A 19,802-nucleotide genomic window follows, 5' to 3' on the forward strand; every position below is an offset into this window, starting at 1 on the left:
GCTTTTTTTTCTTTAGCAGTTAAAAGGGGTTCTTTTTTAACATTTCGCTTTGTATCTTGTGTTTTAGCCATGGGTGTTTTTGTTTATTTTGCTTAAAGGTACGTAAAAGGGTATTAGTGATGTTGATATGCTAATTAATATGGTTCCCGATACTATATTACTACGTAATTTTACTCGAACTGACAAAACGTATTACTTTGTCACATCGAGTGAAACCGAACTTGTGAGGTTTTGTATCGAGATGTAGTCACGCATTGTTCTCGATACTTTGCTTAGGCCTCAACTCAAACTAACAGGCGTTTTGTATTTAATAGAAATTGTGTTGAATGTAAATGCAATCATAATTTAATGTCACATCGAGTGATTTGTGAGAGACGAGTAAATTCTATCGAGATGTCTGTCCTTTTATTTTGTACGTTCTTTTAAGAGCGTATTTTGTTCTTCCATAAGATCTGTGAGTTTCGACAACAGCTCAATATCCTTTGGTGTAGCGACGGTTGTATCTTTTGTGTCTTGTGCTTTTTTACGCAAACGGTTCATAGCTTTCACTACAATGAACACCGTAATACCAACAATAATGAAATCTAAAAACACCCCAAATAAGGTTCCGTATTCAATAGCAACTTCAGTGGTTGTTATAATGCCTTCAGCATCAGTAATAACATCACGTAGAATGATTTTTTGCTCTTGAAAATCAAAACTATTGGTTAATAATGACAATGGTGGCATAATGACTTTTTTAACCAACACATCTATCACTTTATTGAAGGACGCTCCTATAATGATACCAATGGCCATGTCCATCATATTGCCTTTTACAGCAAACTCTTTAAATTCTCTTACAAATTTCATAGTTACAGTATTATATCTTAGATTGATAGGTATAAAGATCGAAATATCTGCCTTCTGTAGCAATCAATTCATCATGCGTTCCACGTTCGGCAATTTCTCCAGATTCAATAACTAAAATTTGGTCTGCACGCTTAATGGTACTTAATCTGTGAGCAATCACTATCGTGGTTCTGTCTTTAGTTAGTTCCGATAGGCTTTTTTGTATCATGCCTTCACTTTCGGTATCGAGGTTAGAGGTTGCTTCATCCAAAATAATCACTTTAGGATCTGCCAAAATCGCTCTAGCAATAGCAATACGTTGACGTTGACCTCCAGATAATTTCACACCTCTCTCGCCTATCAAGGTTTCCAAGCCATCATCAAAACGATCCGTGAATTCATTGACATAGGCTGCTTTTACGGCATTTTGTAATTCGTCTTCAGTCGCATTAGGTCTTGGAAACATGATGTTTTCTTTAATAGTACCTTCAAATAAAAATTCGTCTTGAAGCACCACACCTAAATGCTGTCTGTAACTTTTTAATTTGACTTTAGATAAATCTTGATTGTCTATAGTAATGGTTCCAGAATTTGGATTTAAAAACGTTGCCGACAATCCAGCAATCGTTGACTTTCCTGAACCTGAACTTCCTACCAAGGCTGTCACGGAACCTGATGGTGCTTTAAAGTTAATGTTGTGTAATACTTCTTTGCCTTCTTCATACGAAAACGACACATCATCAAACACAATATCGCCATCCAGTTGTTCTAATTCAATGGTTCTATCTAGATCATCTTCTTCCGAAGCCATATTCATTAATTCTTCCGTTCTGTCTAATCCTGCAAGAGCTTCAGTTAGTTGGCTACCAATATTACTCATTTGTACAATGGGCGCAATCATAAACCCTAGTAATAATGTAAAGAACAAGAAATCACCTGTAGTCATAGTACCTTCAATCATATAATAACCACCCATTCCCATAATGCCTGTAGTGGCTACACCAATTAAAAAGGTAGAGGAACTCGTCATAAAAGCGGTGGCTGTTAGACTCTTTTTTACATTCTGATACAATCTATCCACACCTTTTTCAAATACCTCATTTTCTTGTGCTTCCGAGTTAAATGCTTTAATAACACGTACACCTGCGAGTGTCTCAGTTAAACGTCCTTTAACCTCTGCATTAATTTTACCTCGTGTTCTAAAAATTGGACGAATATATTTAAACGCTTTTAGGGCTATAATGCCAAATATAGATATGGGCACAAATACAAACAAGGTCATCCATGGATTTAAATTAATTAATAGTATTAACGAAAAAATGGCTGTAATACTTCCTCCAACTAATTGTACCAATCCTGTACCAATTAAATTTCGTACACCCTCTACATCGCTCATAATACGAGAGACTAAGGCTCCAGACTTTGTATTATCGAAAAAACTAATAGGTAGTGATAACACCTTCTTTTGCACTTGCGCACGCAACTCGCTAATTAAATACTGTGCTTGTACACTTAAAATACGTGTTAATAAAAAAGACGTCACTGCTTGCAATAAAATAGCAGTGAGCACAATGGCGATTAATGTATATAACTGGCTTGTATCTTTGTTAGGCACTACTTCATCTAGTAACACTTTACTTTGCCAAGGCAAAATTAATCCAGAAACGCTTTTAATTACAATAAGTAGTAAACCAATAAACACTAAGTTACGTCTAGGCCAGATAATGGTCTTAAACGCTTGTTTCATGGTGACTTTAGGTTTCTTTTTGTCTGTTTTTTTTGGTGGGTTTTTCAAATCTTGCATGCACTGATTGTGGCAATTAATATGCCATAGCGAAGCTGCATGACATATTTGCAATTGTTCATATATACGTATAACTACGTATTGATTTTTTGTTGTAAAACAACTATCTTCGTTTTACTACTGATATAAACAATTACAACAGTTCATATCAAAGTGTTAGCTACAATAGAATAATAATATGAGTAAAAAGAAATCATGTTTTGTAATAATGCCAATTAGTGATAGCATTGATTATCCTGAAGGGCATTTTAGTAGAGTTTATCAACATCTTATTAAACCAGCTTGCGAGCAAGCTAATTATGAACCTTTAAGAGCTGATGATGTCAAAAAAACGAATTACATAGCAATAGATGTAATAAGAAGAATCATAGAATCTGACATGGTTATCTGTGATTTAAGTTCGCAAAACCCGAATGTACTTTATGAACTAGGAATAAGACAAGCTTTCGACAAACCTGTAGTCCTTATAAAAGATTCAAAAACCAAAAGAATTTTTGACATTCAAGGTTTTCGAGATTTTGAATACGACGGAACTCTTAGAGTAGACTCAGTTCAAAAGGAGATAAAAAAACTTAATGAAATAATTACTTCTACTTCAAAAAAAGAAATTGAAGATGTGAATTCTTTAGTTTCTCTTTTAGGTATTAAATCAGCTGCTTTAGGTGAAAGTAAAGAAATATCACCTGAATCAAAACTAATTCTTAATTCACTTGGTGAAATTGAAAAAAGAATAAGTAGCATGGAAGACTTGGCTGAAAAAGTACAAAGACCTAGATTTGTTGTTCCTCCTCCACCACCTAGAGAAACGACTAAATTTTATGGAATTGGTCTTAATGAAACGATACCACCACCACCTGGATTAGATATTAATTCTAATGAATGAATACAATAGTTAAAGAATGGAGTTTACTGTAGCTAACAACGTGTATAATTCATTGCTCTAGACAAAGAACTTAGTCAAAACTAATCCTATCACGTATCGTACCATCTGCTCGATGTATAATGACATCGGCTTTGTGTTTTTTGGCTAGTGTTTTGGCTTTTCGTATGGCAGTGCTTTGCTTTCGGTGTTTAGAGGTAATGCGTTTGTTGCCTTCGCGTCGTACCGCCCAATCGTCCTCATAAGGCACGACGTGTTGGTGCCATGTTCTTGGTCTAGCACTTGAGCTTTTAAAAAACGCTTCTAGTAACTCGATGAGTATGTTTATCCAATTTTTTGAGTTGCTGCTTTTTGGCATAGAGTATTAGTTATGTGCCTAAGATACTATTTTTTGATGTTATAGGTTGTGAAAACTTCTCGATACAATTCACTCGAAACTCGTGAATCACTCGAAGTGACAATACGTTTATTATGATGTCACATCGAGTGAAACCGAACTTGTGAGGTTTTGTATCGAGATGCATGTAAACAAGGTTCTCGATACTAAATTGCTACTCAATTTCACTCCTTCTCAATACTATTTGCTAAAGCTTCGCAAATCACTCGAAGTGACAATTAGGTTACCAATTCGTATTTTTAAAATCTTTAGCGCCTTCAATAATACTTTCTACCACTTCTGGGTTTAATAGTGTACTTGTATCACCTAAGTTACTCGTATCATTATGTGCTATTTTACGTAAAATACGACGCATAATTTTTCCAGAACGTGTTTTTGGTAAACCTTGAGTAAATTGAATTTTATCTAGCTTTGCAATTGGACCAATATGTTCTGTAATAATTTGGTTAATCTCTTTACGAACATTATCATGGTTTCTAGACTCTCCAGTATCTTTTAATATCACATAACCATATAAGGCGTTTCCTTTTACATCATGTGGAAAACCAACAATTGCAGATTCTGCCACTGCTGGATGTTCGTTAACTGCATCTTCAATTGGCGCCGTCCCCAAATTATGTCCTGACACGATAATAACATCGTCTACACGACCAGTAATACGATAATAACCTACTTCGTCACGTAAGGCACCATCACCAGTAAAATATTTATTCTCAAAAGCTGAGAAATAGGTGTCCTTATAGCGTTGGTGATTTCCCCAAATGGTTCTTGCCATACTTGGCCAAGGAAATTTAATACACAAACGACCATTTACTTGATTGCCTTTAAGCTCCTCACCTGCTTCATCCATTAAACAGGGCTGAATTCCTGGAAATGGTAAGGTGGCATAGGTAGGTTTTGTTGGTGTTACATACGGAATTGGACAAATCATAATACCTCCTGTTTCGGTTTGCCACCAAGAATCGATAATAGGCGAGTTCTTTTTACCAATATTATCGTTGTACCAATGCCATGCTTCTTCGTTTATTGGTTCTCCTACAGATCCTAAGACTTTTAGAGAGGATAAATCGTGTTTTTCAACGACTTCTAAACCTTGTTTTGCCAATGCACGAATAGCAGTTGGAGCTGTATAAAACTGGTTGACTTTATGCTTTTCTACTATTTGCCAAAAGCGTCCGAAATCTGGGTAACTAGGTACGCCTTCAAACATCACTGTGGTCGCACCGTTAGTTAATGGACCATACACTATATAACTGTGTCCTGTAATCCAACCAATATCTGCGGTACACCAATACACATCTTTTTCTTTATACTGAAAGGCATTTTTAAACGAAAAGGCAGTATATACCATATAACCAGCGGTTGTATGCACCATTCCTTTTGGCATGCCTGTTGAACCAGATGTATATAAAATAAATAAAGGGTCTTCGGCATTCATTACCTCAGCTTTCCCTTCGGGAGAGGCTTCGTCTAATAATGGTTGTAGCCATTTGTCCCGTCCTTCTTTCATGGCAATATTTGAATTGATACGCTTTGCTACCAATACTGTTTCTACACAAGGGCAATTCTCTAAAGCATCATCGACAATACCTTTTAAGTCAATCGTTTTTGCACCACGGTACGAGCCATCACTTGTAATGACCATTTTACAATCGGAATCGTTTATTCTGGTTGCTAAGGCTGTTGCAGAAAACCCTGCAAACACCACAGAGTGAATAGCGCCTATTCTAGCACATGCCAATACTGAAATAGCCAACTCAGGAATCATTGGCACATAGATACACACACGATCGCCTTTTTTAATGCCTTGCGCTTTTAAAACGTTAGCGAATTTATTAACTCGTGCGTATAACTGCTTGTACGTAATATGTTCTGCTGGCTCGTCTGGATTGTTAGGTTCAAATAAAATAGCTGTTTTATCACCTCTAGTCGCCAAATGTCTATCGATACAGTTCTCAGTGATATTTAATTGAGCACCTTCAAACCATTTGACTTCTGGCTTAGTGAAATCCCACGATAATACCTTATCCCATTTTTTTCGCCATACAAAATGCTCTTCAGCAATTTCTTCCCAAAACACTTCGGGATTTTGTACAGACTTTCTATAAACTTGATAATATTCTTCTAAATGTTTTATGTGGTAATTACTCATTGGTATTTTAATTTGAAAATAAATTGAAAATAAATTAGTAAACTTAAACTAGAAATTTATGAGCTAACTAAATTAACAAATTACTTAGTAAATACTATTTTTTTTCTACTGACAACAATAAATTACCTACTAAACTTATAGTATCTCTTGTTAATAACATAAATGATTACGATTTAAAAGTTAAAACAAATCCTGACAGCAGTAATAATAAAATAACTCCTTTTCGCAATATTGACTCATTTAATTTTAAGTACATTCTTTTTCCTAGATATACTGCAAGTATGAAAAAAGGAAATATATACAGTGAATAATATAAATGATTAAAATTTAAAATTCCCTCTAAGCATAAAATTGGAACTCTAACCAAAGTCACAAAACCAATAATGCCAAGCATTGTTGCTCTAAAAGTTTTTATATCTATCGCCGTATTTTTAACTATGATAACATACAATGGCCCTCCAACTGAAAACAATCCAGAAAAAAAGCCTCCAAAAAAACCAAAGATAAACTCAAATTTTGATTGGTTACATATTTTCATATTCGAATACATAGTATAAACTACATATATTAAAATAAATATTCCCAATCCCTTTTTAAGGTAGAGAGGTTTTCCATGAGACAACACCCAAATTCCTAAAGCAATTCCAAAAATGGAAGCAATAGCGAGCCTAATAATAATTTTTCTATCAATATTCTCCCATTCCTTTGAAATAAGATAAATACTCGAACACAAATAAAATATTGATATATAAGCTATTGCATCTGGTAATCCTATAACTAGCAATAAAATAGGTAAAGCCACTAAAGCTCCAGCAAAACCAATAATAGTTTGAATAAAAAAGCCTAAAAAAACGCCTAGACATATAATAAACAACACTTGTAATTCCATTAATACTATTAGTTATAGATATTGCTCAAAAATAATTCACGGACAATTTTATATGAAATTGATTTCACTAGATTTAGCTCATAAAACCAATTTAAAAAGTTATTTTTATTAACAAAACAAACAAATCGATGGTAGATAAAACAGATTACAGAATAATTGAGGAATTGAATAAAAATGCTAGAGTTTCATTTGCAGATATAGGTAGACAAATTCATCTTTCTGCTTCGTCGGTCAGAGAAAGAATTCAAAAATTAGAAGATTTAGGCATTATTAAAGGTTATAAACTTGAACTAGATAATAGTAAGCTTGGATTAGGTATGGAAGTATTTATTATGCTTAAATTATTTAGCGGAAAACTAAAAATATTTATATCTGACATTAATAGTTTTTCAGAAATAAAAGAAAGCTATAGAGTTACTGGATCTCACAATATACATATGAAAGTTGTACTCAAAAATCAAATGCATTTACAACAATTCATTGATAAGCTAATCAATTATGGAGATCCTACAACACATTTAATTCTATCCGAGTTAGGAAAAGATTAATTTTTAAACTCTAGTAGACTAAATTTAGTCTTGTAAATACGACTGAAACCATTTTCGTAACTATTAAATTCTTCTAATAGATTTTTTACTGAAGTGACGCCCTTAGTTGACTCTAAATTGCTTCGTCTACTTGTGAAATACATTTCTTCACCAGATTGTGTTACGAAAGGACAAAAATCCATATACTTAGAATTAATTTTGTCTCCCATATTTTTAGCTAGCGTCCAAGTATTATCATTGTTTCTAAAGCTAATGTATAAATCTCCACTACCTAAACCATCTTTTCTATTGTAGCCGCCAAAAATCAAGTAATCTTCATTTGGAGAAATAAACGAATTGTATTCATAACTTTTGGTATTTACACCACCTTTAAGTGCCACTGGTGTCGTATATGTACCGTTTTTATATTCACTTACAAAAATATCATCTTCACCCATAGCATTATGTCCAACGGATGTAAAATAGAGGTTACCATTTTTTGCTATACTAGGGTAAAACTCATCGGCTTCTGTATTAACAGGAGCTCCAATATTTTTAGGCTCAGACCAATCACTTGTTATTGACGTTCTTTCTACATACCAAATATCCACATCTTTTAATTCCCCTTCTTGATTTAAAGGTCTATTAGACACAAAAAAGAGTTTTAAATTATCTGGGGTTAAAAAAGGCTCTAAATCTCTATACTTCCCAGAAAAGGAAGCTATATCTACCCTACTCCATACTCCATTTTCTTTAGAAATTCTTAGAATAACTGATTTCTCTTCAAGATTGCTTTGAGCTGACACATATGCTTCGGTTTGGTTATTATTCATGGTAAAGTCCCTAACCTTATCATAATCTTTTAAGATTGGTAAAGCTGGTTCCACCTGAAATGCATTTCCTTTAATGAAACAACATATAAACAAGATACTTAAAACTATACGCATACAACTAACTTTTATTTATGTTCTATTTTCTTTTAATCGCTGTTTATAAGCTCTTAGCTCTTTGACCACTTTTGGTGCTAATATTATTGTAGATAACATGGTTGGTATTGCCATAAGTGCAAACACACCATCAATAAGGTTTATCATGGCGCTTAAAGACGTTGTTGCTCCAAGTATAATACTAACAATATATATATAATTGTAATAATGTTTTTTATTGGCTCCAATTAAGAACGACATACATTTTGTGCCATAATATGAATATGAAAATAAAGACGAAATACTAAAGACTGCAATACATATTAACAATAAATATTTACCAAATCCAGGCATTGCTTCTCCAAAAGCAGAGGCCGTTAAACTCACTCCATTATTAGACGTCGTTTCCCAAACACCAGTAACCAAAATAGCTAAAGCTGTAAGTGTACAAACCACTAAGGTATCAATAGCTGGACCTAACATAGCAACTAATCCTTCGCGAACTGGTTCATCTGTTTTTGCTGCTCCATGAGCTAAAGGTGCTGTCCCTAAACCTGCTTCATTCGAAAATGCACCACGTTTTATTCCGTGTAAAATCAATGCACCTATTACACCTCCTAAAAACGTGTCGTCTTTTGGAAAATAATTAGCAGTAAAAGCATCTGTAAAAATCAAACTTAAATACTTTGGTACTACATCAATATTTACAGCTAAAATTATTAATACAGATACAAAGTATAGTAATACCATTGATGGTACCATTTTGGCTGCTGTTTTACTAATACGTCCTAAACCACCAAGAATCACTATGGATGTAATCCCAACTAGTACTAATCCGATAATTAAATTTGAAGAAAAACCAACCTCAACGCCATTAGGTGCTAATAAAATATCATTAATGGCTTGTGTTAACTGATTGACATTAAACACAGGTAGTGCTCCAATCATACAACAAAAAGCAAACATAATAGCTAATGGCTTCCAAGATTTGCCTAAGCCTTCCATTATGAAGTACATGGGACCACCTTGCAATTCTCCAGCACTATCTTTTCCTCTAAACATAATTGCCAATGTTGATGTGAAAAACTTAGTAGACATCCCTACCACAGCACTTATCCACATCCAAAACACTGCTCCTGGTCCACCAATAGAAATAGCTACAGCAACGCCTGCAACATTTCCCATACCAATGGTTGAAGACAACGCTGTTGTTAAAGCTTGAAAATGACTTATTTGTCCAGGGTCGTTTGGGTCGTCATACTTACCTCTCAATACTTGAATAGCATGACCAAGCATTAAAAATGGCGCAAATTTTGAGCGGATTAATAAATATAATCCACCTCCAATAAGTAGTATTAACAAAGGTAATCCCCATACTGCACTAGAAAAAGCTGCAGTTAGGTCGTTAAGTAATTCCATAGAAATTTAGTTAGTTTAAGTTATAAATGTAAGAAAGATGCATGAAACTTTAGAGGATGTTAATAATTTCTTACTAATTAGCATTGTATTCCATTGATTTTAAAAATTTTAAGAACTAATTTCGTTACAAGCTCAACACTACAATTAATTTATGGCTTACGACGAGTACCTAGCAGATAGAATAAGAAGACAATTTAAAGAGAAAAGGATTCCCTTTTTAGAAATGAAAATGATGGGAGGGTTGCTCTTTAAAGTCGATAATAAAATGTTTTGTGGTATCCATATCGATAAAAAATATGGTGATAGTTTACTTATGGCGCGTATTGGTGAAGATGCCTATGAGAATGAAATAGATAAGCCACATTGTTTACCAATGGATTTTACAGGACGACCCATGCGTGGTTATATTTTTGTAACACCTGGTGGATTTGATAATGAAGACGATTTATCACATTATATAGATTTGTGTTTGACTTTTAACCCTTTAGCTAAAGCTAGTAAGCCTAAAAAGAAAAAGTAATAAATTCAGAAAGTAACTCGAGATTATTATCTCTGTCAAATAACTTTTGGCTTAGGATTTCATAGAACTAATGGAGTCTTAATAATTAAATACGTTTATTTTAATTACTCCAAAGTTTTAAACATATTGCTTCCGAATAGGACAGTAAATAAAAATTTAAATGAGACTATTATATTTAGTATAACTGTCCCATTTAAATAGTACTAACTCAAGTAAACTAATATCAATCTCCAATAGCTGGATTCATTGGACTAAAAATACCATTAGGGTTTTCTAGAATAGTCCAAACATGTAAAGTCCACATACCAATCATTTCATTTTAATACCATACGTCTTTACTGCCAGTAAATCCTTCTGGCGGATTGCCTGGGCTTTCAGTATCTTCAGGAACTATACCATACTCAATGGCTATCATTTGCATGTCTCCGTTAACGTCTGGAGCATATAGGATAAATTCTGGTTGTGTTAGCTCAAAAGTGCCATCAGCTAATGCAGGATTTAAATAATGATGCCCCATATTAGGTACATAACCAGACACATCTATTCTACCTTCGTTAGTTGCAAAAGTAATATCTGTATAATTTGCTGTTGCCGTTTTTGCTTGTTCGATTTCTATTCTCCATTGTTCCTGCGCAACGTTATTATCGTCATCACTACTACAGTTAGACATCAATACTATAGCCAATAGGCTAACAATGAATTTAGAATGAATTGAATTTGTTTTCATGATTTATAGGTTTAAATTACATTTATAACTATTTGTAACAAAGATACTTACATACAGTTTTAATTACTATAACTCCTGTTGTAACTTATATCACATTTGTTGCGTTATTCATGGATTTTTAGTACTTTGAAACATATATGCTACTATTTGCGACATAAGTGTTATGCCTTTCGACAATGAATAATGACTTTTGAGAAACGAAAAGAAGTTCTATGAAATACATTGTGTCTTTTTTTATGCTTTTGTATTGTTTGATTGGTTATGGACAAGAAGTTTATAACATAGATACAACATATCCTGTTCATGATTTAATGACCTCTTTAAACATTATTGAGGATCCTAATGAAGAATTAAGCGTAGAAGATGTATTAATGGATTCTACACTTTCATTTAAAAAAAGAAATGAGTTTGGAAAGCACTTAAATATTACCTCCACCTATTGGGGAAAATTTAGAGTTATTACTCTTGATTCTTTAAAAGATTGGACATTACATTTTGAAGACAAATTTATTGGACCTCCAGCATGGACTAAAAGCAATGGTAAAGTAGATGTATTTGCGTTTACGAACAACCAACCATTGTTTCATAAAAAAACTGGAGTAGAATATACTAAAAAAGACCGCGACGTTAAAAATCATTGGATCTTAAATCAGGTGAGTTTGGAAGAATTACCTCCAAAATCATTAATTACAATTATTATAAAAGTAAGAGGTAACCAACTTGGATATCCTCCTTATTTTAATTTGACAGCTAGAAGTCCTAAACAGCCCCATTATCATCAGATATATCAGTTTAATAATAGTTTTAATCTTTTTTTGTTTGGAGTCACATTTATTATTTTTCTATATCATTTATTACAATATTTTTATTTAAAAGAAAGTGTTTTTCTGTGGTTTTCAATTTGGTTACTATTCTGTGTAATCACACAAGCAATGACTATCGGTTTCTTTATAGGTTCAATTACTACAATGCGCTTTCCGTTGCAGATCATCATTTCAAATGGTGTGTTTTACTCATGGTGGTTTTTTGGTCGTTCATTTATTAATTCAAAGCATAAATTTCCTAAACTAGATAAAATAATATTGAGTTTGTCTTATTTTTTAATAGCAGAAATATTAATCACTGTGATTTTTGTTTCTGTATTTGATACACAACCTATATTTTTAAATATTGGTATTCATTTTATAGTTTTATGTGTTTATTCATTTTTAAGTTTAATTATTTCAGTATTACTACTTTTAAAAAGTGATCTATTTGCAAAATATTTTGGTTTTGGATCAATAATTTTCTCATTGTTTTTAATAGCAGGTACATTTTGGTCATTAGGAATTATTTCACCCATAAAAAATTTCGCTGATCCTTATGCGACTGGAATGTTTTTACAAATAGTTATCTATTCATTTGGAATTGCATTTAGACAACAGCAACTTGCAAAAAAAACACAAAATGAAAAGCAATTGGCACAAGAAGCTTATTCAGAAATGCTGCGTATAAAAGATTTAGACGAGGTAAAAACACGTTTCTTTGCAAATATTAGCCATGAGTTTAGAACACCCTTAGCTTTAATTTCGGGCCCGATAATAAAAGCCTTCAATAGCAGCTCTAACGGTACTGACGTTGTCGTGTTAGACAAAAAATCTTATGAAATTGTAAAAAATAACACTTCCAGATTACAAAACTTAGTTGACCAGCTTTTAGATTTATCAAAATTAGAAAGCGGTAAAGTGCATCTATCATTAAAACAGGGTGGCTTAATTCAATTTTTAAGGTCAATTATCTTTTCTTTTGAAAGTATGGCCGAAAGAAATAACATCAGTCTTAACACAAGCTTTCCTGAAGAAATTGATTTTGCCTTTTATGATAAAGACAAATTAGAGAAAATTGTTACTAATATTTTATCAAACGCTTTTAAGTATAACTCAAATACAGGTACCATTACCGTGACTATAGTTAATGACCTACATTATATAAATTTAGAAATATCCGATACTGGCAAAGGCATGAGTAAAGATGAGGTTAAACGTATTTTTGAACGGTTTTACCGCGTTGAAAGTAGTGAAGAAAAAGGGTCAGGTATTGGTTTGGCCTTAACCAAAGAATTGGTTGATTTGCATAATGGAAAAATTAGTGTGGATAGTGTTAAACATAAAGGAACAACTTTTAAAGTTAGATTACCTATCTCATTAGATAATTTGCCTCGTGCAATTTCGTTTACAGAAACAACAAAAACCAAACCTAAAAAGTTAAACACAAGTGAAGATATTTTTTTAGAAACCAATTCACTTACCACAAATGCAAAAGAATTACCAGTTGCTCTTATTGTGGAAGATAATCAAGATCTGCAATATTTTATTTCGGACATTTTAAAGCAACATTATATTATTTTAACAGCTAAAGATGGCATGCAAGGTGAACGCATGGCATTTGAGCACATACCAGATATTATAGTTAGCGATATTATGATGCCAAAAATGGATGGTTATATGCTTTGTAATTCATTAAAAGCAAATCCAAAAACTAGTCACATACCTATCATCTTACTTACAGCCAAAGCAGGACATGAACATAAAATGGAAGGCCTTACACAGGGTGCAGATGCTTACTTAACCAAACCTTTTGATGATAAAGAGTTATTGTTAAGAATGAAAAACCTTATAGCATCTCGCAAAAAGCTGTGGGAACACTTCAAGGCCTTAGATATGCTCTTAGTGGATGATATTGATGTATCATCCATAGATGATAAATTTTTACAAGACGTTTTTAAAACAATTAAAAACAATTTAGATAATGAACATTTTGGCGTTGAAGATATTGCTAAACAAGTTGGTTTTAGTAGATCCCAATTACACCGAAAACTAAAAGCATTATCTGACAAATCAGCGAATCAACTTATAACTGAAATACGACTAAATGAAGCCCATAGAATGTTAACATTAAAAACTGGAACTGTCTCAGAAGTGGCCTATTCTGTGGGATATTCTAACTTATCATACTTTACTAAAAGCTTTAAGGAAAAGTTCGGAAAATTACCTAGTAAAATATAAGGTGCTAACTTAGGTATTCCAAAACATTCTTTTCAATACGCTCCTGAATATTGGACACATCCGCTTTTTTAAAAACATCACCAGTAATATTTTCATAAAGTTCAATGTAACGTTCTGATACGGTGTCTACATAAGCATCACTCATTTCTGGAACCGTTTGTCCTTCGAGTCCTTGAAAGTTATTAGCGATTAACCACTGACGCACAAACTCTTTAGAGAGTTGCTTTTGCGCTTCTCCTCTATCTTGACGTTCTTGGTAACCATCTGCATAAAAATAGCGTGACGAATCTGGTGTGTGGATTTCATCAATCAACACAATTTTGCCCTCTTTGGTTTTACCAAATTCGTATTTAGTGTCTACCAAAATTAAACCTCTTGATGCTGCTATTTCTGAACCTCGTTGAAATAATTTTCGCGTATAATCTTCAAGCACTACATAATCTGCTTCTGAAACGATGCCTCTTGCCAAAATATCTTCTCTAGAGATATCTTCATCATGATCTCCCATTTCTGCTTTAGTTGCAGGGGTAATAATTGGCTCAGGAAACTTATCATTTTCTTTCATGCCTTCTGGCATTGGCATACCACAAAGCAATCGCTTTCCAGCTTTATATTCTCGAGCAGCATGACCAGACATATAACCCCGAATGACCATTTCTACTTTAAAAGTCTCACATAAATATCCGACAGCGACATTAGGATCAGGAGTTGCTAATAACCAATTTGGAACTAAATCTTCTGTAGCCTTCATCATTTTTGTAGCAATCTGATTTAGTATCTGTCCTTTATAAGGAATTCCTTTAGGCATCACCACATCAAAAGCAGATAATCTATCAGTAGCTATCATGACTAACAAATTATCATTAATGTTATAAACTTCGCGAACTTTTCCTTTATAAACACTTTTCTGGTTTGGAAAATTAAAATTGGTATCTGTGATGGTGTTGTTCATTTTTACAATTTAAAAGACACTTCGACTACGCTCAGTGTGACAACTAATTTTATTGTTGACTGCTACTGCCAACTAATTCTATTCTCTATTTTCAATATTTTTGTATGCTGCAATAACTTTTTTAACCAATTTATGACGAATTACATCTTTATCATCCAAGAAAATAATACCAACACCTTCAACATCTTTTAAAATTAGTAAAGCTTCCTTTAATCCAGAAATGGTACGTCTTGGTAAGTCTATTTGACCAGGATCACCAGTTAGTAAAAACTTAGCGTTTTTTCCCATTCTGGTTAAAAACATTTTCATTTGCGCATGTGTGGTGTTTTGACCTTCATCTAAAATCACGAAGGCATTATCAAGCGTACGACCACGCATAAACGCTAAAGGTGCAATTTGAATAATCCCTTTTTCTATATAACCCTCTAACTTTTCATGAGGAATCATGTCTCTTAAAGCATCATATAAAGGTTGCATGTAAGGGTCTAACTTTTCTTTTAAATCACCTGGAAGAAATCCTAAGTTTTCACCAGCTTCAACTGCTGGACGTGTTAAAATAATACGCTTGACTTCTTTATTCTTCAATGCTTTTACTGCTAAAGCTACTCCTGTATAGGTTTTTCCTGTTCCAGCTGGACCAATAGCAAACACCATATCATTTTTACGCATGCTCTCAACTAATTTACGTTGATTAGCAGTTTGCGCTTTAATAAGTTTTCCTCCTACACCATGCACCAACACCTCGCCACTAGCTTCGGTTGTCGCATAATCGTCACTTGAAAGACTTGTAAGTACACGCTCAATAACGTTTTCGTCTAGCTTGTTATATTTTCCAAAGTGGGTCATAAGCATAGTCAATCGTCTATCAAATTCCTCTAGTAATTCTTCATCACCAAAAGCTTTAAGTTTATTTCCTCGTGCAACAATTTTTAATTTTGGGAAGTATTTTTTTAGAAGTTCAATGTTGGCGTTTTGGGCACCAAAAAACTCTTTTGGGCTTATCTCTTCAAGCTCGATAATTAGTTCATTCAAATGCTGAAAATTTTATAAGATAAATCACTTTGGATTTATTAGTTTTGTATGTCTCAAAAGTACAAAAATTACCTTCAAAAAGGTTAAAAAAAATATCAACAAATTTGCCAATGGCAATTATCACATTAACAACAGATTTTGGAGAGAAGGATCACTTTGCTGGTGCTATTAAAGGTGCCATTTACAGCGAGCAGCCTGAAGTAAAAATTGTTGATATCTCACACTCTGTATCTCCTTTTAATATTTCGGAGGCTGCTTATATTATTCAAAATGCTTATAGTAGTTTTCCAAAAGGCACCATTCATGTCATAGGGATTGACTCCGAACTTAATAAAGAAAACAAACATATTGCTGTAAAGCTCGATGACCATTATTTTATTTGTGCCAATAATGGCATTATGAGTATGATATGCTCAGAAATTGCACCAGAAAAAATTGTAGAAATAAATATTCACGATAAAATAGAAACTAGTTTTCCTGTATTGGATGTGTTTGTAAAAGTAGCTGGTCATATTGCCAGAGGTGGGACATTAGAGGTCATTGGTAAAACAATTGCTACTATAAAACCAATAAAAAACTTGATTCCGTTTGTTAATGATGAAAAGAGTCAAATTATTGGTAACGTAATTTATATTGATAATTACGGAAATGTTGTAACCAATATTAGAAAGAAGTTTTTTGAAGAAATTCAAAAAGGTAGACCTTTTGAGATTTCTGCTAGGAATTATAAATTCAAAACTGTGTTTTCAAAATATAGTGATATTGTCAACTTCGATATTGATGAGGATAAGCGTAATGATGAAGGAAAAGCTATGGTCGTTTTCAATTCTTCAAAATATCTTGAAATTGCTATTTATAAAAGTAATACTACAACCGTTGGAAGTGCATCAACACTTATGGGATTAACAATGAGAGATACTGTAACTATTAACTTTTTGAACACTTAATATGTTTGTTAGAATAGTAAAAATGAGTTTTGATGAAACTATGATTAGTACTTTTAAAAGTATTTTTAACACTAATAAAGAATCTATACGAAATTTTCCTGGTTGCCGTTTATTAGAATTATACCAAGATAAAAATCATTCTAATATATTTTTCACCTATAGCTACTGGAATGATGAAGCCGATTTAGAAAATTATAGAACATCGGAATTGTTTAAAAATGTTTGGTCAAAAACCAAAATACTATTTAATGATAAACCACAAGCTTGGAGTGTGGATAAAATTGTAAGTTTACGATAATGTTTGCAATCCTTAAAAAAGAAATTCAGTCGTTTTTTACCTCACCAATTGGTTATTTAGTAATCGCTATATTTTTATTAACCAATGGATCGTTTTTATGGGTATTTAAAAGTGAATTTAATGTATTGGATTATGGCTTTGCCGATTTATCGTCCTTTTTCTTTTTAGCACCTTGGATATTGCTTTTTTTAATTCCTGCAGTATGCATGCGAAGTTTTAGTGATGAAAAAAAACAAGGTACTTTAGAACTTTTACTTACTAAACCTATATCACATACCAATATAGTTTTAGAAAAATATTTAGGTGCTTTTGTACTCATTCTTATAGCTTTACTACCAACATTACTTTACGTTTACACGGTTTATCAATTAGGAAATCCTATTGGGAATTTAGACACAGGAAGCACCATTGGATCCTATTTTGGATTGCTATTTCTTATTGCAGCATACACCTCTATTGGCATTTTTGCATCAATCATAACCGATAACCAAATAGTAGCTTTTATTACTGCTATTGCAATTAGTTTTTTCTTTTACTACGGTTTTGATGCTATTGCCGATTTTGTTACAAGCACCTTTGTAGAGCAATTTGGTATGAATTATCATTTTAAAAGCATTGGTCGTGGTGTTATTGACACAAGAGATGTGATATATTTTATAAGTATCACCGTATTTTTTCTAGCGTTAACAGTTGTAAAGGTTAGTAACAGAAAAGTCTATAAAAAAGAGTGGACAGCTTTATCTATACTTCTTTTAGGATTGCTTGTTGCAAATATATTTTCGAATTCAATGTTTAAACGTTTCGATTTAACATCCGATAAACGTTATACACTAAGTGAAGCTTCAAAACAATTAATAAAAGATGTGAATTCCCCAATTATTATTGATGTGTTTTTGGAAGGAGATGGGTTTCCTTCAGAATTTAGACGTTTAAAAACCGAAACACAACAATTATTAGAAGAGTTTGTAAACACAAATAAAAACATCAATTTTGGTTTTATCAATCCCATTGCAGATGAAGCGAATAGAAATATAAATATTCAGCAATTATCTGAAAGAGGCTTGACGCCAATGCAATTAAATGTGCAAGAAAGCGGAAGAACCACTCAAGAAGTTATTTTTCCTTGGGCCTTGGCAAGCTACAACGACCAAACCGTAAAAATTTCACTACTAAAAAATAATATTGGAGCTTCAACCGAAGAAAAAGTAGCCAATTCTATTCAACATTTAGAATATGCCTTTTCGGATGGTTTTAATAAATTAATTAATCCAAGAAGTAAAAAGGTTGCTGTTTTAAAAGGGAATGGTCAATTAGAGAATCGCTATATAGCCGATTTTGTTAAAACCATTGGCCAATACTACTTAACTGCACCTTTTACATTAGATAGCGTTGCGAGTAATCCTCAAAAAGCGCTCAAAGATTTAAAAAATTACGATTTGATTGTATCTGCAAAACCAACAGAAGCGTTTACAGAACAAGAAAAATATGTGCTAGATCAATATGCCATGAATGGTGGAAAAAGTTTATGGTTAGTTGATAAAGTGGCCATGGACAAGGACAGTCTTTATAACGAATCTGGAGTAAGTTTTGCAACAGTTAGAGACTTAAATTTAACCGATTTCTTTTTTAAATATGGTATTCGCATCAATCCTGTTTTGGTAAACGATATGTACTCTGCTCCTATTGCGTTAGCTATTGGTGAAGGTAGTGATGCACAATTTCAACCTGTACAATGGCAATATTCGCCTTTAGCTTCTGGAAATAGTAACCATCCAATAGGCAACAATTTAAACTTGGTGAAGTTTGATTTTGCAAATCAGATTGACACTTTAAAAAATTCAGTTTCAAAAACTGTACTCTTAAAAAGTTCGCCACTTTCTAAGTTAGTTGGTGTACCAAAAGAAATTAGTTTGGAAAGTATTACGCAAGAACCTGACAGGAATACTTATAATAACGGAAATCAAAATCTAGCAGTATTACTAGAAGGTGAATTTACATCGGTTTATAACAATCGTGTAAAGCCTTTTGACTTAAAAGATGATATATCTATTAGCAAGTCTACAAAAATGATTGTCATTGCAGATGGTGATGTTATAAAGAATGAAATAAGACGAAGCGGTCCATTAGAATTAGGTTTTGATGCATGGACTGGACGCATGTATGGAAACAAAGAATTTTTGCTAAATGCTATCAACTATTTATTGGATGACGACGGACTTATAAACATTCGTTCCAAAGAAATTGCAGTTGCTTTTATGGATTCTGAAAAAATTAGTGCACAAAAGCGTAAATGGCAAATTGTAAATATCGCATTACCACTTATTTTGCTAGCGGTTTTTGGCTTTGCTTTCAACTTTATTAGAAAGAAAAAATATGCCACTTAGTTGTTAATAAGTTTGTTTCCAATTTAAGCAGCGATAAGATATATTTGTAATAACTAATTATACGAAAGATATA

The 19,802-nt window shown here is 32.9% G+C and carries 17 protein-coding genes; 7 read left to right on the forward strand and 10 right to left on the reverse strand.

Annotated features, from left to right (window positions below):
• Positions 1-405: 405 nt before the first annotated feature.
• The gene (mscL, locus tag ABGB03_RS08285) at positions 406-852 is read right to left on the reverse strand and encodes a large conductance mechanosensitive channel protein MscL (RefSeq protein WP_347921777.1); all 447 of its coding nucleotides are present in this window, start codon (positions 850-852) and stop codon (positions 406-408) included.
• A 10-nt stretch (positions 853-862) separates the two neighbouring features.
• The gene (locus ABGB03_RS08290; protein WP_347921778.1) at positions 863-2,635 is read right to left on the reverse strand and encodes an ABC transporter ATP-binding protein; all 1,773 of its coding nucleotides are present in this window, start codon (positions 2,633-2,635) and stop codon (positions 863-865) included.
• Between the two features lie 178 nt (positions 2,636-2,813).
• Here ABGB03_RS08290 and ABGB03_RS08295 point away from each other — a divergent pair, with 178 nt between their 5' ends.
• Positions 2,814-3,518: a hypothetical protein gene (locus tag ABGB03_RS08295; protein ID WP_347921780.1), complete on the forward strand. Its 705-nt coding sequence runs from the start codon at positions 2,814-2,816 to the stop codon at positions 3,516-3,518.
• A 70-nt stretch (positions 3,519-3,588) separates the two neighbouring features.
• On the opposite strand, the gene ABGB03_RS08300 is transcribed toward ABGB03_RS08295, so the two are convergent.
• The 3 genes from ABGB03_RS08300 to ABGB03_RS08310 form a co-directional block, all read right to left on the reverse strand.
• Positions 3,589-3,873, reverse strand: coding sequence for a DUF2188 domain-containing protein (locus tag ABGB03_RS08300; RefSeq protein WP_347921782.1), 285 nt, complete (start codon positions 3,871-3,873; stop codon positions 3,589-3,591).
• A gap of 262 nt (positions 3,874-4,135) precedes the next feature.
• On the reverse strand, positions 4,136-6,064 hold the full coding sequence (acs, locus tag ABGB03_RS08305; protein ID WP_347921784.1) for an acetate--CoA ligase: 1,929 nt from the start codon (positions 6,062-6,064) through the stop codon (positions 4,136-4,138).
• Positions 6,065-6,230: 166 nt separating this feature from the next.
• Entirely contained in the window at positions 6,231-6,953 is a 723-nt protein-coding gene (locus ABGB03_RS08310; RefSeq protein WP_347921785.1) for a sulfite exporter TauE/SafE family protein, read from the reverse strand.
• Positions 6,954-7,081: 128 nt separating this feature from the next.
• On the opposite strand from ABGB03_RS08310, the gene ABGB03_RS08315 reads away from it, so the two are divergent.
• Complete coding sequence (locus ABGB03_RS08315; RefSeq protein ID WP_347921787.1) at positions 7,082-7,501, forward strand: Lrp/AsnC family transcriptional regulator; 420 nt, start codon at positions 7,082-7,084, stop codon at positions 7,499-7,501.
• Here the strand turns inward: ABGB03_RS08315 and ABGB03_RS08320 are convergent.
• Positions 7,498-8,427, reverse strand: coding sequence for a hypothetical protein (locus tag ABGB03_RS08320; protein WP_347921789.1), 930 nt, complete (start codon positions 8,425-8,427; stop codon positions 7,498-7,500). The genes ABGB03_RS08315 and ABGB03_RS08320 overlap by 4 nt on opposite strands.
• A 15-nt stretch (positions 8,428-8,442) precedes the next feature.
• Positions 8,443-9,825: an alanine/glycine:cation symporter family protein gene (locus ABGB03_RS08325; RefSeq protein ID WP_347921791.1), complete on the reverse strand. Its 1,383-nt coding sequence runs from the start codon at positions 9,823-9,825 to the stop codon at positions 8,443-8,445.
• 151 nt (positions 9,826-9,976) lie between these two features.
• Here ABGB03_RS08325 and ABGB03_RS08330 point away from each other — a divergent pair, with 151 nt between their 5' ends.
• The gene (locus ABGB03_RS08330) at positions 9,977-10,345 is read left to right on the forward strand and encodes an RNA methyltransferase (protein WP_347921793.1); all 369 of its coding nucleotides are present in this window, start codon (positions 9,977-9,979) and stop codon (positions 10,343-10,345) included.
• Positions 10,346-10,664: 319 nt separating this feature from the next.
• Here ABGB03_RS08330 and ABGB03_RS08335 read toward each other — a convergent pair whose 3' ends face one another.
• The gene (locus ABGB03_RS08335; RefSeq protein WP_347921794.1) at positions 10,665-11,072 is read right to left on the reverse strand and encodes a hypothetical protein; all 408 of its coding nucleotides are present in this window, start codon (positions 11,070-11,072) and stop codon (positions 10,665-10,667) included.
• Positions 11,073-11,284: 212 nt separating this feature from the next.
• On the opposite strand from ABGB03_RS08335, the gene ABGB03_RS08340 reads away from it, so the two are divergent.
• The gene (locus ABGB03_RS08340) at positions 11,285-14,116 is read left to right on the forward strand and encodes an ATP-binding protein (RefSeq protein ID WP_347921796.1); all 2,832 of its coding nucleotides are present in this window, start codon (positions 11,285-11,287) and stop codon (positions 14,114-14,116) included.
• A 4-nt stretch (positions 14,117-14,120) separates the two neighbouring features.
• Here ABGB03_RS08340 and ABGB03_RS08345 read toward each other — a convergent pair whose 3' ends face one another.
• Both ABGB03_RS08345 and ABGB03_RS08350 read right to left on the reverse strand, forming a co-directional pair.
• A complete protein-coding gene (locus ABGB03_RS08345; protein ID WP_347921798.1) occupies positions 14,121-15,068 on the reverse strand; it encodes a phosphoribosylaminoimidazolesuccinocarboxamide synthase in 948 nt (315 codons plus the stop codon).
• A gap of 78 nt (positions 15,069-15,146) precedes the next feature.
• Positions 15,147-16,100, reverse strand: coding sequence for a PhoH family protein (locus ABGB03_RS08350; RefSeq protein WP_347921800.1), 954 nt, complete (start codon positions 16,098-16,100; stop codon positions 15,147-15,149).
• 110 nt (positions 16,101-16,210) lie between these two features.
• On the opposite strand from ABGB03_RS08350, the gene ABGB03_RS08355 reads away from it, so the two are divergent.
• From ABGB03_RS08355 to gldG, 3 genes are read left to right on the forward strand one after another with little or no spacing between them, the layout of a single operon-like run.
• On the forward strand, positions 16,211-17,047 hold the full coding sequence (locus tag ABGB03_RS08355; protein WP_347921802.1) for an SAM-dependent chlorinase/fluorinase: 837 nt from the start codon (positions 16,211-16,213) through the stop codon (positions 17,045-17,047).
• A 1-nt stretch (position 17,048) separates the two neighbouring features.
• Complete coding sequence (locus tag ABGB03_RS08360) at positions 17,049-17,345, forward strand: antibiotic biosynthesis monooxygenase family protein (RefSeq protein WP_347921804.1); 297 nt, start codon at positions 17,049-17,051, stop codon at positions 17,343-17,345.
• Complete coding sequence (gldG, locus tag ABGB03_RS08365) at positions 17,345-19,729, forward strand: gliding motility-associated ABC transporter substrate-binding protein GldG (protein ID WP_347921806.1); 2,385 nt, start codon at positions 17,345-17,347, stop codon at positions 19,727-19,729. Before ABGB03_RS08360 ends, gldG begins: the two co-directional genes overlap by 1 nt.
• Positions 19,730-19,802: the final 73 nt, after the last annotated feature.

The organism is Pontimicrobium sp. SW4, assembly GCF_039954625.1.
Lineage (GTDB): Bacteria > Bacteroidota > Bacteroidia > Flavobacteriales > Flavobacteriaceae > Pontimicrobium.